General features: G+C 67.5%; 14 protein-coding genes. 5 read left to right on the top strand and 9 right to left on the bottom strand.

Annotation, left to right across the window (positions count from 1 at the left end; all coding sequences use genetic code 11):
- Window positions 1-44: 44 nt before the first annotated feature.
- Complete coding sequence (edd, locus tag E7811_RS00460; RefSeq protein WP_136392647.1) at window positions 45-1,850, bottom strand: phosphogluconate dehydratase; 1,806 nt, start codon at window positions 1,848-1,850, stop codon at window positions 45-47.
- Between the two features lie 301 nt (window positions 1,851-2,151).
- Here edd and E7811_RS00455 point away from each other — a divergent pair, with 301 nt between their 5' ends.
- The 3 genes from E7811_RS00455 (at window position 2,152) to E7811_RS00445 (ending at window position 4,697) form a co-directional block, all read left to right on the top strand.
- A complete protein-coding gene (locus E7811_RS00455; RefSeq protein WP_136392646.1) occupies window positions 2,152-2,835 on the top strand; it encodes a DUF6778 family protein in 684 nt (227 codons plus the stop codon).
- Window positions 2,836-2,958: 123 nt separating this feature from the next.
- The gene (locus E7811_RS00450; protein WP_136394156.1) at window positions 2,959-4,149 is read left to right on the top strand and encodes an RSP_2647 family RNA methyltransferase; all 1,191 of its coding nucleotides are present in this window, start codon (window positions 2,959-2,961) and stop codon (window positions 4,147-4,149) included.
- A gap of 5 nt (window positions 4,150-4,154) precedes the next feature.
- Entirely contained in the window at window positions 4,155-4,697 is a 543-nt protein-coding gene (locus tag E7811_RS00445) for an RSP_2648 family PIN domain-containing protein (protein ID WP_136392645.1), read from the top strand.
- A gap of 7 nt (window positions 4,698-4,704) precedes the next feature.
- Here the strand turns inward: E7811_RS00445 and E7811_RS00440 are convergent, their stop codons facing one another.
- The 8 genes from E7811_RS00440 to E7811_RS00410 all read right to left on the bottom strand — a co-directional run bounded on the left by E7811_RS00440 (window position 4,705) and on the right by E7811_RS00410 (window position 11,219).
- Window positions 4,705-5,205, bottom strand: a complete 501-nt coding sequence (locus E7811_RS00440; RefSeq protein WP_136392644.1) for a DUF4405 domain-containing protein — start codon at window positions 5,203-5,205, stop codon at window positions 4,705-4,707.
- 81 nt (window positions 5,206-5,286) lie between these two features.
- Window positions 5,287-5,988 carry a M48 family metallopeptidase gene (locus E7811_RS00435; RefSeq protein WP_136392643.1) on the bottom strand — a complete coding sequence of 234 codons (702 nt, stop codon included), beginning with the start codon at window positions 5,986-5,988 and terminating at the stop codon, window positions 5,287-5,289.
- A 43-nt stretch (window positions 5,989-6,031) separates the two neighbouring features.
- Complete coding sequence (locus tag E7811_RS00430; protein ID WP_136392642.1) at window positions 6,032-6,661, bottom strand: DedA family protein; 630 nt, start codon at window positions 6,659-6,661, stop codon at window positions 6,032-6,034.
- Window positions 6,658-7,008, bottom strand: coding sequence for a hypothetical protein (locus tag E7811_RS00425; RefSeq protein ID WP_136392641.1), 351 nt, complete (start codon window positions 7,006-7,008; stop codon window positions 6,658-6,660). The genes E7811_RS00430 and E7811_RS00425 overlap by 4 nt, the downstream gene beginning before the upstream one ends.
- Complete coding sequence (locus E7811_RS00420; RefSeq protein WP_136392640.1) at window positions 7,005-8,189, bottom strand: vWA domain-containing protein; 1,185 nt, start codon at window positions 8,187-8,189, stop codon at window positions 7,005-7,007. The genes E7811_RS00425 and E7811_RS00420 overlap by 4 nt, the downstream gene beginning before the upstream one ends.
- 3 nt (window positions 8,190-8,192) lie before the next feature.
- Window positions 8,193-8,357: a hypothetical protein gene (locus E7811_RS17850; RefSeq protein WP_168732889.1), complete on the bottom strand. Its 165-nt coding sequence runs from the start codon at window positions 8,355-8,357 to the stop codon at window positions 8,193-8,195.
- Between the two features lie 42 nt (window positions 8,358-8,399).
- On the bottom strand, window positions 8,400-9,785 hold the full coding sequence (locus E7811_RS00415; protein ID WP_136392639.1) for a DUF2927 domain-containing protein: 1,386 nt from the start codon (window positions 9,783-9,785) through the stop codon (window positions 8,400-8,402).
- 594 nt (window positions 9,786-10,379) lie between these two features.
- A complete protein-coding gene (locus E7811_RS00410) occupies window positions 10,380-11,219 on the bottom strand; it encodes an AAA family ATPase (protein ID WP_136392638.1) in 840 nt (279 codons plus the stop codon).
- 174 nt (window positions 11,220-11,393) lie between these two features.
- Here E7811_RS00410 and dksA point away from each other — a divergent pair, with 174 nt between their 5' ends.
- Window positions 11,394-11,816 carry an RNA polymerase-binding protein DksA gene (gene dksA / locus E7811_RS00405; RefSeq protein WP_136394155.1) on the top strand — a complete coding sequence of 141 codons (423 nt, stop codon included), beginning with the start codon at window positions 11,394-11,396 and terminating at the stop codon, window positions 11,814-11,816.
- A 130-nt stretch (window positions 11,817-11,946) separates the two neighbouring features.
- A complete protein-coding gene (locus E7811_RS00400; protein WP_136392637.1) occupies window positions 11,947-13,125 on the top strand; it encodes an FAD-dependent monooxygenase in 1,179 nt (392 codons plus the stop codon).
- The last annotated feature ends 16 nt before the right edge of the window (window positions 13,126-13,141 follow it).

Genomic DNA, 13,141 nt, shown 5'->3' with positions numbered 1-13,141 from the left:
GGCCTCTGCTTCAACCTGATGAAAATACCCATTCCCGGCCGGGGCTAGAGGATGACGGCGGCCCCTTCGGTGGCGGGGCCCACGCTGCGGCGGAAGGATTCGAACAGTTCGCGCCCGATGCCGTGCCGGTTGGCCGAAAGGTCGGGGCGGGCGGGGTCGCGGCTGTCGAAATCGGCGGCCAGCACCGACAGTGTCCCCGCCACGGCATCCAGCCGGACGATGTCGCCATCCCTGAGCCGGGCGAGCGGCCCGCCCGTGGCCGCTTCGGGCGAGACATGGATCGCCGCGGGCACCTTGCCGCTGGCGCCCGACATCCGCCCGTCGGTCACCAGAGCCACCTTCAGCCCGCGATCCTGAAGCACCGACAGGGTGGGGGTGAGCGAATGAAGCTCTGGCATCCCGTTGGCCTGCGGCCCCTGGAAACGGACCACCACGACCACGTCCGACGTGAATTCCCCGGCCTTGAAGGCGCGCTTCACGTCTTCCTGGTCGTGGAAAATGCGGGCGGGCGCCTCGATCACATGTCGGTCGGGCGCCACGGCCGAAACCTTGATGACCCCGCGCCCCAGGTTGCCGGAAAGCTGCTTCAGCCCGCCCGTCGGCGCGAAGGGATCGCCCGCCGGGCGCAGGATGCGGTCATTCTGGGTGGCGGCCGGACCGTCTGCCCAGACCAGCCGCCCGGCCTCAAGCCGGGGTTCCTGCCGGTAGGGGGCAAGGCCGTCGCCCGCCACCGTGCTGACATCGGGATGCAGAAGGCCCGCGTCGAGAAGCTGGCCGATCATGTAGGCAAGGCCCCCCGCCGCGTGGAAGTGGTTCACATCCGCCAGACCGTTCGGATAGACCTTGGCCATCAGCGGCACCACGTCCGAGACATCGGCGAAATCCTCCAGATCGAGGATCACGCCCGCCGCGCGCGCCATCGCGGGCAGGTGCAGCACAAGGTTCGTCGATCCGCCCGTGGCCATCAGCCCGACCAGGCCGTTGACGAAGGCGCGTTCGTCCAGGATCTGCCCCGCCGGGCGGTAATCGTTGCCCTGCGCCGTGATCCGGGCCGCGCGTTCGACCGCGGCGCGGGTCAGGGCCTCGCGCAGGGGCGTGCCGGGGTTGACGAAGCTTGCCCCCGGCAGGTGCAGGCCCATGAACTCCATCAGCATCTGGTTGGTGTTCGCGGTGCCGTAGAAGGTGCAGGTGCCCGGCCCGTGATAGCTGGCCATCTCGGCCGCCATCAGTTCGGCGCGCGTCGCCTCGCCCGTGGCAAAGCGCTGGCGCACCTTCGCCTTCTCGTCGTTCGGCAGGCCGCTGGTCATCGGGCCCGCGGGCACGAAGACGGCCGGGACATGCCCGAAGGTCGCCGCCGCCATGATCAGCCCCGGCACGATCTTGTCGCAGACCCCAAGGTAAAGCGCCGCGTCGAAGGTGTTGTGCGACATCGCCACGCCTGCTGCCAGCGCGATCACATCGCGGGAAAACAGCGACAGTTCCATGCCCGGCTGGCCCTGGGTCACGCCGTCGCACATCGCCGGCACGCCGCCTGCGACCTGGGCCGTGGCGCCCGCCGCGCGGGCCGCCGCGCGGATCAGGCGGGGATAATCCTCATAGGGCTGGTGGGCGGACAGCATGTCGTTGTAGGCGGTCACGATCCCGATGTTGGGCGCGCGGCCTTCGGCAAGCGTGGCCTTGTCCTCGGCCATCGCGGCATAGGCATGGGCCTGGTTGCCGCAGGTCAGATGTGCCCGCGCGGGGCCTGCATCCGCCGCCCGTCCGATCCGCGCCAGATAGTCGCCCCGTGTCTGCCGCGACCGTTCGCGGATCCGGTCGGTCACCCGGGCGATCGTGGAATTCAAGGTCATGGCCAACTCCGCTTGACTGTCCGGGGGCAGGCGGCACGCGCCACATCCCCGATCTTGGCGCGTCACATAACAGGATTTGTTAGCGCTAACAACCCTTCCACCGTCACGATCGCGCCAAACGACCCGGTGCCGCGGGCAACTGTCGCAGTCCGGCGCAGGATGCGTCCGCCGCGCAGGCGGCGCTGCCAGAGGGCGGGTGCAAAGCGGTGGTCACCACCGTTTCGCACCGCTTTTTCCCAAGATTTGCCCCAATGCGCGCGCAAGGCAAGGGTATGGGTCAAAGCCTAGGAGGGCTGTAACGATGAAAGCGATTCGCTTCCTTGCCGCTGCGCTGGTTGCCGCATCCCTGTCGGCCTGTGTGTCGTCCGATCCCGCGTCGCGGGCGATCACGCCGGTGCCCGGCGATGTGTCCGTCGCCTCGAAGGACCCCGGACAGCAGGTCGCCCGCATCCCGCAGTTCACCGTGGCGGACATCCGCGTGACGGTGCCCCGCAGCCTGAAGGTTTCCGAAGCCAACCTGTTCATGCCGGTGGCCGATATCGTCTGGCGTGGCGAGCCGATGGGCGACCGCTATGCACAGGTCCAGAGAATCTTTGACGAAGCCTTCGCGGGCGGCACCGCCGGGATGCAGCGCGGTCCCGCCGTCATCGTCGAGGCCGAGGTGACGCGCTTTCACTGCCTGACGGAAAAGACCCGCTACACCGTGGGCGGCACGCATGCCATGCGCTACAAGCTGACGCTGCGCGATGCGACGACCGGCCAGATCATCGACGGGCCGCGCAATGTAGTGGCTGATGTGAAGGGCGCGGGCGGTCAGGCCGCGATCGCCGAGGAAATGGCCGGGCGCACCCAACGCGTCGTCGTGATCGAGGCGCTGGCCGCGTCGATCCGGCGCGAACTGTCGGCGCCTGTTGCGCTGCCGCCGGGTCTGGTGTCGCAGAACGCGGCACCCGAGGCGGTGATGACCGTCGCGCAGGTCTACTGATCCGACGCGCGGCAGGACTTCCCGAACGCGGGCAATGAGGATAGGGAAGGGGGCATGACGCCCCCTTTTTCGCATTCCGATGCCGGCGACGTGCCGGCCAGCGCCCGCCCCGCCGGCCCTTCCGTGGCCCGTCCCGTTGTCCGCCTGCGCCCCAAGGCCGAGGCGCGCGCGATCCGTCACGGCTTTCCCTGGGTCTATGCCGATGAACTGGTGACCGACCGGCGCACGCAGGCGCTGCATCTCGGCACGCTGGCGGTGCTTGAGGATGCCGAACGGCGACCGCTTGGCCTTGTCACCGTCAACGTGCAATCGAAGATCATCGCGCGCATGCTGGACCGCGACCCCGAGGCCGTGATCGACGCGGACTGGTGTGCGGCGCGGCTGTCGCGGGCCCTGAGCCTGCGCGAGCGGCTGTTCGACGCGCCCTTCTACCGTCTGGTCCATGCCGAGGCGGACGGGCTTCCCGGCGTCATCATCGATCGGTTCGGCGATGTCGCGGTGATCCAGCCGAACGCCGCCTGGGCCGAGGCGTATCTGCCCGCGCTGGCCGAGGCGCTGCGCCGCGTGACGGGGATTGCGACGGTGATCAAGAACGGCACGGGCCGCGCCCGCGGTCTTGAGGGCCTGGCCGAGGAAACGGAGGTCCTTTCGGGGGGCGTCGATGGCCCGATCCCGGTGCCGATGAACGGCGCGACCTACATGGCCGATGTCCTGGGCGGGCAAAAGACGGGGCTGTTCTTCGACCAGCGCCCGAACCATGCCTTTGCGGCGCGTCTGGCGCGGGGCGCGCGGGTGCTGGATGTCTTCACCCATGTCGGCGGCTTTGCGCTGGCGGCACTGGCCGGGGGCGCCGAACAGGCGCTGGCGGTCGATGCCTCGGCCACCGCTCTTGATCTGGCGCGCAAGGGGGCCGAGGCGACCGGCGTGGCCGACCGTTTCACGACCCGCGCGGGCGATGCCTTTGCCGTGCTCGAGGATCTGGGCCGCGAGGGCGCGCGGTTTGATCTTGTGATCTGCGACCCGCCCGCCTTCGCCCCTGCGAAACCCGCGCTTGAGGCGGGCCTGCGCGCCTATGAACGGATCGCCCGCCTGGCCGCGCCGCTGGTCGCGCCGGGGGGGTATCTGGTGCTGTGTTCCTGTTCCCATGCCGCAGACCTGACGGCCTTCCGCAACGCAAGCGCCCGCGGGATCGGGCGCGGCGGCCGGCGCGGACAGATCATCCACACGGGCTTTGCCGGGCCCGACCATCCGCTTTTGCCGCAACTGGCCGAAAGCGGATACCTGAAATCGCTGTTTTTCCGGCTGGACGGGTAGGGCAGGTGAAGGCGGTTCTGGACGCCTGCGTCATCTATCCCACCGTGCTGCGCGAGATCCTTCTGGGCGTGGCCGAGGCGGGGCTTTTCACGCCCCTCTGGTCCGACCGCATCCTTGAGGAATGGCGCCGCGCCAGCGTCAAGCTCGGCCCCGCCGCGGTGCTGGAGGCCGAGGCCGCCGCCACGGTGATGCGTGCGCGCTTTCCGCAGGCGATTGTCCGGGCGCGACCGGACATCGAGGCGCGTCTGGTCCTGCCCGATGACAATGACCTGCACGTTCTGGCGGTGGCGGTCGCGGCCGGGGCGGATGCGATCGTGACCTTCAACGCACAGGACTTTCCGCGCCATGTTCTGGCCGCCGAAGGCATCGACCGGCGCGATCCCGACGGGTTTTTGTGGGAACTCTGGTCGGACGACCCCGAGGCCGTTGGCTCGGTCGTGGCCCGCGTACACCGGCGGGCCGTGGAACTGGCCAGGCAGGACGTTTCGCTGAAGGCGCTTATGAAGCGCGCGCACCTTGGCCGTCTGGCCCGCGCGATGGGGGCCTGAGCAGGGCCTACGGCCGTCCCGCCATCAGGGCAAGGGCCATGTCGCCTTCGGTCTTGCCGGAACGGGCCGCGATGTCCCTCAGCGCGACGCCGTCCGCCGCCGCCTCGAAACCCGTGGCCCGCAGGGTTTGGACCAACCCCTCCGCTGACAGGCCAAGGACCGGGGCGACGGTTTCGGGCGGGGCTGCCAGCACGGCCTGCGCCAGCGCGAATTGCGGTGGCCGACCGCCGCTCGTGCCGTCCTGCGGCATCAGGAACGGCCCCATCGCCACCGCCGAAAGCACCAGCGCCACGATCATCGGCGCGCGGCGGAAATAGGCCGTCATCGGGCGCCAGTTCTTCCAGACATGCAGGATGACGGGCAGGATCAGCACGAGGCTCAGGATCTCATGCGCGCCATGCAGCCCCGAGGGGCCGACGTGGAAGAACAGCGCTAGCCCCGTGACAAGCGAGACAAGGAAAAGCCCGGTGATGAAGGGCGTGGCATAGCGGGACAGAAGGGCGGGCATGGGGGGGCCTCGTTCAGGGCGGGTTCGGCGCGTTCCTTGTGCAAACGCCCGCGCGCCCCGCTTCCGTCGCCGCCAGTTACCTCAGGCCTCGCGGCCCATGGCCCACCGCGCCTCGCGTTCCTCGATCCGGGCGACGCGTTCGGTGGTCTGGGGGTGGCTGCGCAACCATTCGGGCACGTTCGCGCCATGGTTGCCCGTCATGTGGTCCAGCTTGCGGAACAGGCTTTTCTGCGGCCCGGTGCCGATCCCCGCCTTGACCAGCAGCGCGCTGGCATAGGCATCGGCCTCGTGTTCGTCGCGTCGCGACAGGCGCGCGACCAGGGCCGAGGATATGGCATTGGCGATCAGCACGCCGATGAAGGGGATGAAGCGGCTCAGAAGCGCCGTCAGCATGACGAACAGCGCATTCGCGCCGGTAAAGTCGATCATCCGGCGGCGCGTGTGACCAAGCGCCACATGCCCCAGTTCATGGGCGATGACGCTGGCCATCTCTTCCGCCGTCACCTCGCCGGTGCGGTATTTCTGGACGAAACCCCGCGTCAGGAAGATCCGTCCGTCGGGCGCGGCCAGTCCGTTCACCGGGTCCACGTCAAAGACATGGACGCGCAGTTCCGGCAGGCCAAGCGCATCGGCCATCCGCCGGGTCAGGCGGTTGATTTCGGGCAGGTTCAGCGGATGCGACTTCGCATCCAGAAGCCGCCCGGTCCGCCAGACAGAAAACCGATACATCGCCCAGGCGTAGACGAGGGCCAGCAGCAGCGGAAGGAACTTGGCAAGTGTCATGCGTCAGATATGGATCGTCCGGGCAGGCGGGGAAAGGGGACCATCACGGTTGTGATCCGGTTTTTCCCGCCTCTTTCCGCCGCAGCTCGCGGCGGTAGAGCTGCCACAGCCCGTAGCCCAGCAGAAGCGTCGCCGTCAGGCTGGCGATCAGCCCAAGAACCGACCCCAACATGTCGGCTGCGGCCGAAAGATTGCCGCCGAAGGCGCGCCCGGTCAGGATGTAGAGGCTGCACCAGACCACCTCTCCGGCCACGGCCCAGAGGGTGAAGACCGTGCGGGATTGCCCGATCGCGCCGGAAAGCAAGTTCACATAGGGACCAAGCGGGCTGAACAGCCAGCGCGACAGGAAGACGGCCAGCCGTCCGCGTTCGTCGGTCAGCTTGCGCGCCTGGCCGATCAACCGGGCGCGGCCGCCGTGATGTGACAGCCGCTCCAGCAGCGGGACGCCGCCGCGCTGTCCGATCGTATAACCCAGCTGGTCGCCCGCGACCGCGCCTCCAAGCGCCGCCACCAGCACCGGAACCAGCGCGAGGTCGCCCGCGCTGATGAAACCGCCCGCCGCCAGCATGATGACCGAAGCCGGCATCGGCAAGGCAAGGCAGGCCAGGAAGGTCGCGATCCCGACCAGCCAGGGACCGTAGACCGGAACAAGGGACAGGAACCAGTCGGTCATTCGTCGACCTGTTCGGCCTTGAGATCCGCGACCGTCGCGCGGACCAGCGACACGATATCTTCCACCGGCACGCCGCGTTCGCGGGCGATTTCCTCAAGCGTCAGGGGGCGGCCCCGTTCGGGCATCGGCAGGCCGGCGCGGGCGTCGATCTCGCGCGGGTCAAGGTCCCAGCTCCGCCCGATGTAACCGACGGTCATCCAGGGTGCGATCCCGGCCTCGCGGTGTGTGGCCCAGTAGACCGACTTCACCACGATCCGCCCGGTGAAGAAGACCGAAAGCGCCGCCGCCAGCACAAAGGCCGTCAACAGCACCGGGTGGCGCGACCAGAGCCTGCGAAGCGGTGTCATCGGCCAAGCTCCCGGATGTCACGGGCGATCCCGTCCAGCGTCATCGGCACCATGCGATTGACGAATATGCGCCGGATCAGGGCGATGGACTGGGTGTACTGCCAGTGCTGTTCCGGCACCGGGTTGATCCACAGATGCGCGGGCCATTTGGCGCAGGCCCGTTCCAGCCAGACCTGCCCCGCCTCGCGGTTCCAGTGTTCATTCGCACCGCCGGGATGCAGGATCTCGTAGGGGCTCATGCTGGCATCGCCGACAAAGATGCATTTGTAATCGCTGCCATAGGTGTTCAGCACCTCCCATGTCGGGGTCTGGTCGTCCCACCGGCGGCGGTTGTCGCGCCAGACGCCTTCGTAAAGGCAGTTGTGAAAGTAGAACGGCACCAGATGCTTGAACTCGGCGCGCGCGGCGCTGAAGAGTTCTTCCATGACCTTCACATAGGGGTCCATGCTGCCGCCGATGTCCAGAAACAGCAGCACCTTGACGGCGTTCCTGCGTTCCGGCCGGGTCAGCACGTCCAGATAGCCGTGATCGGCCGTGGCGCGGATGGTGCCGTCAAGGTCCAGTTCTTCCATCGCGCCGTCGCGCGCCCATTTCCGCAGGCGGCGCAGCGCCACCTTGATGTTGCGCGTCCCCAGTTCCACCTTGTCGTCGAGATTGCGGAACTCGCGTCGGTCCCAGACCTTGACCGCGCGCTGATGGCGGCTTTTGTCCTGCCCGATCCGCACGCCTTCGGGGTTGTAGCCAAAGGCGCCGAAGGGGCTGGTACCGGCGGTGCCGATCCACTTGTTGCCGCCCTGATGGCGCCCTTTCTGGTCTTGCAGCCGCTGGCGCAGGGTCTCCATCAGCTTGTCGAACCCGCCAAGCGCCTCGATCGCGGCGCGTTCTGCCTCGGTCAGGTGCTTTTCGGCCAGTTTCGCCAGCCATTCGGGCGGGATGTCCACCGCCTCAAGAACCTGTTCAGGGCCTATTGCCTCAAGCCCCTCGAAACATTCGGAAAAGGCGCGGTCGAACCGGTCCAGATGGCGTTCGTCCTTCACCATCGCGACGCGGGCGAGGTAATAGAACCCCTCGATGTCATAGGTCGCAAGGCCTGCGGCCAGACCTTCCAGAAAGGACAGGTATTCCCGCAGGGAAACTGGCACCCCCGTCCTGCGCAACGCATCGAAGAAGCGCAGGAACATCGCTTACAAGGCCCGTTCCAGAAAGATCGTGGCGAACAGCCCCACAAGCGAAAACGCGATGCCATAGACGGCGGCGTATTGCGCCATGTCGGCGGGCTTGCCGCCGCGTTTTTTCGCGATACCCGCACCCAGCACCACGCCCAGAACGAAACCGGCGATGACGATCATCTGCAACTCCCCGTCGCGGACGACGGGAAGCCGCCCTCCGTATCAGCCACTGGACCCCGCGCGGGCAAGAGAGGCGATGTCGCGCGTTCTTGCCCGGATCGTGGCGTCCGAGCCGAAGCCATAGCGCGCAAGGGGATGCGTGTCGACCCGCAAGGCGCGTGCCTCGGCGTCGCGGCCCAACATCTCGAACGCTTCGGCCTTGACCAGCTTCAGCGTGGCCAGAAGCGCCGCGTTCTCGGCCCGCTGCACCACGGGAATCGCGCGATCCGCCAGCGCCAGCGCCGAGGCGCCATCGCCCTGGGTCAGTGCGAAGGCCGCCATCTGCATGTCGACATGCGCGGCATGGACATGCCCGCCGGGAAGGGCGCGGTACAGCCGGGCGGCTTCGGTAAAGCCGCGCTGCGCGGATTGTGCGTCATGGCCCAGGTTGACGCGCCCCACGGCGAAGTGGCTGAAGGCAAGGCGTGCGTCGTTCCAGCCCTGCGACATGGCGATCGCCAGCGCACGGTTGGCGGCATCGCGCCGTGCGGGCGATCCCGCGCGCGGGCCAAGCGCGGTTTCCATCGCCTGAATCCAGGCCTGCGGCGTGCGCTGCGCGGCACCACGCCCGGCGAACTGGCCCGCCGGGTTCATCCGGGCCAGCAGTCCCGGCACCACGGCGGCCACCTCGGCCCGGGTCATCCCGGACCGCAGGTCGGGCGAATAGATCATCCGCAGCACCAGCATGTCGAAGGATGTGAGCGAGGTGTTGAAGTTGTCGTCGTTGAACACCGAATCCGCGAGGTGATAAAGGTCGTTCAGCGGCCCTATCGCCTGGGCGATCTCTTCATGCAGGCAGTCCCGGATTTCCTGGGGGCTGGAATCGGAGGGCGCGAAGATCGCCATGCGGTCGCGGCGGCGCAGGGTGGTCCAATCAAGGCGCGCGGTGCCGCGGGCGGACGTGAACTCATCCCACGAGGATACGCGCGGGGCGACGAAACAGGCCACGTTGGCATAGGTCGCCTGGATCTGGCGGCGCGGCACGAATTCCACAGTGATCGAAGCGCCTGCACCTGCACCGGCGCGGCTGACCGGCAGCCCCGCCTCGGCCCGCAGGCGCGCCAAGAGGCGGTCCAGATCGGCCGGGGCCGTCGCCGGAACCTGACCCGTCAGGGCCACCGTGATCGGCCCCTCGAACCGGGTCAGCACCGGCAGCTCGCGCCCGCTTTCCATACGGAAGGTCAGGTCGAGGAAATCTGCGGCAATCTCGCTGTTGGACCGGGTCGCCGCCCGCACGGCGGGAAGCGCCGCGAAGGCCGGGGCCGTGGGTGCGGACTTGCTCGACACCGTGTCGGAGGTCCCGCGCATCGAAACCTCGGCGGTTCGCGGCGGGGTCGCCGAAACACAGGCGGACAATGCCAGAAGCGCAAGCGCTGGCAGCAATTTCATGGTTGGCAGCCTTTTCAATTCATGGGCGCCGGACGAAAGAGCAATTCGCGCCGAAACCCGTCACATTCCTACACTCGTGGCTCCGTCCCCCCGCACCGATGCCCCCGCACCGGCGATGTGAACGACGTCTTGCCGTACTTCTTCCTTCACCCTGGCCTTTCGGGCCCCCATGCCTGCCGTCGAACGCCGGACGTTCCGCATCACCCTTCCGCCGGGGCGGATCCGGTTCCCGCGTTGCCGATCCGGCAACAAAGCTGGAACTGGAAGGCGATTGTTTCCTTGCGAATACAACCCAGGCGCTTTTCGGCCCACACCTTTCGATATGGCCTGCCGGAAGTGTCGGTATCGGGGCTTGCTTGTGTCAATCTTTGGGAATCTTCGGGATTGTCCCGAATCTAGCACTGGGTGCCCGGATCGCGCCGACCGCCAGATTTGCCGCGGCAAGATCGCGAATTGTTTCAGGTTATGTCAAAAATCCGGCGCGCCGTGATGTGACTGTGGCCGAACGAGGGCAAATTCCGGGCCGTTGGTCCCGATTCCCGTTCCCGATTCCCTGCGCGGGTTCAAGGGTTTGTCTCTCGTCCTTCACATGGTTCAGCGTTGGCCGCGCGCCATGAAGGCCAGTCGTTCGAACAGGTGAACGTCCTGTTCGTTCTTCAGAAGCGCACCGTGCAGTTTCGGCAGCACCGCCTTGCCCTCGCGCCGCAGGTCTTCGGGGGCCAGATCCTCGGCCAGAAGCAGCTTGAGCCAATCCAGCACTTCCGATGTCGAAGGCTTCTTCTTCAGTCCCGGCATCTCGCGCAGCTCGAAGAACTGCGTCAGCGCCTCGGTCAGCAGGGCTTCTTTCAGGCCGGGGAAATGCACGCCGACGATGGCGCGCATCGTTTCCATGTCGGGAAAGCGGATGTAGTGGAAGAAGCAGCGCCGCAGGAAGGCGTCCGGCAGTTCCTTTTCGTTGTTCGAGGTGATGATGACGATCGGGCGGTTGGTCGCGCGGATCGTCTCGCCGGTCTCGTAGACGTGAAATTCCATTCGGTCGAGTTCCTGCAACAGATCGTTCGGAAATTCGATATCGGCCTTGTCGATCTCGTCGATCAACAGCACGACCTTTCCGGGCGCCTCGAAGGCCTGCCACAGCTTGCCCTTGCGGATGTAGTTCTTCACGTCGTTGACGCGCGCATCTCCCAGCTGGCTGTCGCGCAGACGGCTGACGGCGTCGTATTCGTAAAGGCCCTGTTGTGCCTTTGTCGTTGATTTCACATGCCATTCGATGATCGGCAGCCCCAGGGCCGAGGCCACCTGCCGCGCCAGTTCCGTCTTTCCGGTGCCCGGTTCGCCCTTGACCAGAAGCGGGCGTTCCAGGGTCACAGCCGCGTTGACCGCCATTGTCAGGTCATCGGTGGCCACGTAACCGGCGGTGGACTGGAATTTCATTGTGCGCTCGGGCCTCTGGTTCGGGATGTTGCGGATAAGGGTAGCGGCGCACACAAAACCTCGCAACCGCTAGTGACAATCCCATCCGCTTCGTTTAGAGGGGCGCCAGCAGGAGCGTGCACCATGACAGTCGCCCACTTGTCGGCACGGTCCGACCTTGAGGAGAGTGCAGGGATGAAGGCAGAGACGTTCCTTCCCGACGACTACCGTCCGGCGGAAGACGAACCGTTCATGAACGAGCGCCAGCTGGAATACTTCCGGCGGAAACTGGTTATGTGGAAGTCCGAGCTTCTTGAACAGTCGGCCGAGACGATCGACAATCTGCAGGAAAGCGCCCGCAACGTGCCGGACCTCGCCGATCGCGCCTCGGAAGAGACGGATCGCGCGCTGGAACTGCGCACGCGGGATCGCCAGCGCAAGCTCGTCAACAAGATCGACGCGGCGCTGCGGCGGATCGAGAACGGCGAATACGGCTATTGCGAGGTGACGGGCGAACCCATCAGCCTCAAGCGGCTGGACGCCCGCCCGATCGCGACCATGACGCTTGAGGCGCAGGAACGCCACGAGCGGCGCGAGAAGGTGCACCGCGACGACTGAACGCAGCGGCGGGCCGCGCCGGTGGGTAGCGGCCGCCTTGCGGGAAAGCCATGTGGCAGACAGAATGGCGCCGGGTCCGCAAAGGCCCGGCGTCTTGTGTTTCGGGGGCCGGCTGTGCCGGGGAGGGGTCATGAAGCTTGATGGTGCACCGGTAACGGTCCTGGGGGCGGGCGTGGCGGGCCTTGCGCTGGCGCGGGCGTTGGCGCTGCGTGGTGCGCAGGTCACGCTGATGGAACAGGCCGAGGCGATCCGCGAGGTGGGCGCGGGACTTCAGATCAGCCCGAACGGCGCGGCGGTGCTGCGCGCCCTGGGTCTGGGCGAGGCGCTTGATGCGGGGTCGATCCGGGCCACCGGCGTGCGGCTGATCAACGGCCCCGATGGCGCGCCGGTCACGGGCATCGACCTGACGCGGGGCAGGGGCAGCTATCACCTGATGCACCGCGCCGACCTGATCGACCTTCTGGCCGAAGGCGCCCGTTCCGCCGGGGTCGAGATCCGGTTGCTGCAGCGGATCGAGACGGTCGACCTTTCCGGCGCGCGCCCGCGCATCGTCACGGCCCAGGGCGTGGAACATGCCCCTGCCGTTCTGATCGGGGCCGACGGGCTTCATTCCAGGGTCCACCATGCGCTGAACGGGGTGACGGCGCCCTTCTTCACCAATCAGGTGGCCTGGCGCGCCGTGATCCCCTGCGAGCCTGGCGCCGACCCCGTGGCCGAGGTTCACATGGCGCCGGGCAAGCATCTGGTCAGCTACCCCCTGCGCGGCGGGACCCTGCGCAACATCGTGGCGGTCGAGGAACGCCGCCGCTGGGTCGAGGAGGGCTGGAACCTGAAGGACGACCCGATGTCCTTGCGGGTGGCCTTCGAGGCCTTCAATCCGCGTGTGAAAGGCTGGCTGGCCGAGGTGCAGGAATGCTGGCTCTGGGGGCTGTTCCGGCACAATGTCGCGCGGACCTGGCAGAAGGCGATGCCCGAAGGCGTGGCCGCCATCCTGGGCGACGCCGCGCATCCGACGCTGCCCTTCCTTGCGCAGGGCGCGAACATGGCGCTTGAGGATGCCTGGGTTCTGGCCGCGACGCTGGACCGCGACGGGATCACGCCCGGGGCGCTTTCGGCCTATCAGGCGGCCCGCGCGCCGCGCTGCGCGCGGATCGTCGAGGCCGCCAATGCCAATGCGCGGGCCTATCACCTGGGCGGGCCGGTGCGGGCGGTGGCGCATCTGGGCCTGCGTGCGCTCGGCGCGATCCGCCCGGATTTCGCGCTGGCGCGCTATGACTGGATCTATGGCCACGACGTGACCGCCGCCTGAGCGGTCGAACCCGGCG

Source organism: Aliigemmobacter aestuarii, from assembly GCF_004799285.1.
GTDB classification, from domain to species: domain Bacteria; phylum Pseudomonadota; class Alphaproteobacteria; order Rhodobacterales; family Rhodobacteraceae; genus Aliigemmobacter; species Aliigemmobacter aestuarii.
This window is presented reverse-complemented; position numbering and strand designations above follow the sequence as displayed.

Coding starts and splice junctions, on each gene's coding strand:
- E7811_RS00400 (WP_136392637.1), top strand. CDS start 11,947: ATGAAGCTTGATGGTGCACCGGTAACGGTCCTGGGGGCGGGCGTGGCG.
- E7811_RS00455 (WP_136392646.1), top strand. CDS start 2,152: ATGAAAGCGATTCGCTTCCTTGCCGCTGCGCTGGTTGCCGCATCCCTG.
- E7811_RS00410 (WP_136392638.1), bottom strand. CDS start 11,219: ATGAAATTCCAGTCCACCGCCGGTTACGTGGCCACCGATGACCTGACA.
- edd (WP_136392647.1), bottom strand. CDS start 1,850: ATGACCTTGAATTCCACGATCGCCCGGGTGACCGACCGGATCCGCGAA.
- E7811_RS00430 (WP_136392642.1), bottom strand. CDS start 6,661: ATGACCGACTGGTTCCTGTCCCTTGTTCCGGTCTACGGTCCCTGGCTG.
- E7811_RS00440 (WP_136392644.1), bottom strand. CDS start 5,205: ATGCCCGCCCTTCTGTCCCGCTATGCCACGCCCTTCATCACCGGGCTT.
- E7811_RS17850 (WP_168732889.1), bottom strand. CDS start 8,357: ATGATCGTCATCGCCGGTTTCGTTCTGGGCGTGGTGCTGGGTGCGGGT.
- E7811_RS00435 (WP_136392643.1), bottom strand. CDS start 5,988: ATGACACTTGCCAAGTTCCTTCCGCTGCTGCTGGCCCTCGTCTACGCC.
- E7811_RS00420 (WP_136392640.1), bottom strand. CDS start 8,189: ATGTTCCTGCGCTTCTTCGATGCGTTGCGCAGGACGGGGGTGCCAGTT.
- dksA (WP_136394155.1), top strand. CDS start 11,394: ATGAAGGCAGAGACGTTCCTTCCCGACGACTACCGTCCGGCGGAAGAC.
- E7811_RS00425 (WP_136392641.1), bottom strand. CDS start 7,008: ATGACACCGCTTCGCAGGCTCTGGTCGCGCCACCCGGTGCTGTTGACG.
- E7811_RS00415 (WP_136392639.1), bottom strand. CDS start 9,785: ATGAAATTGCTGCCAGCGCTTGCGCTTCTGGCATTGTCCGCCTGTGTT.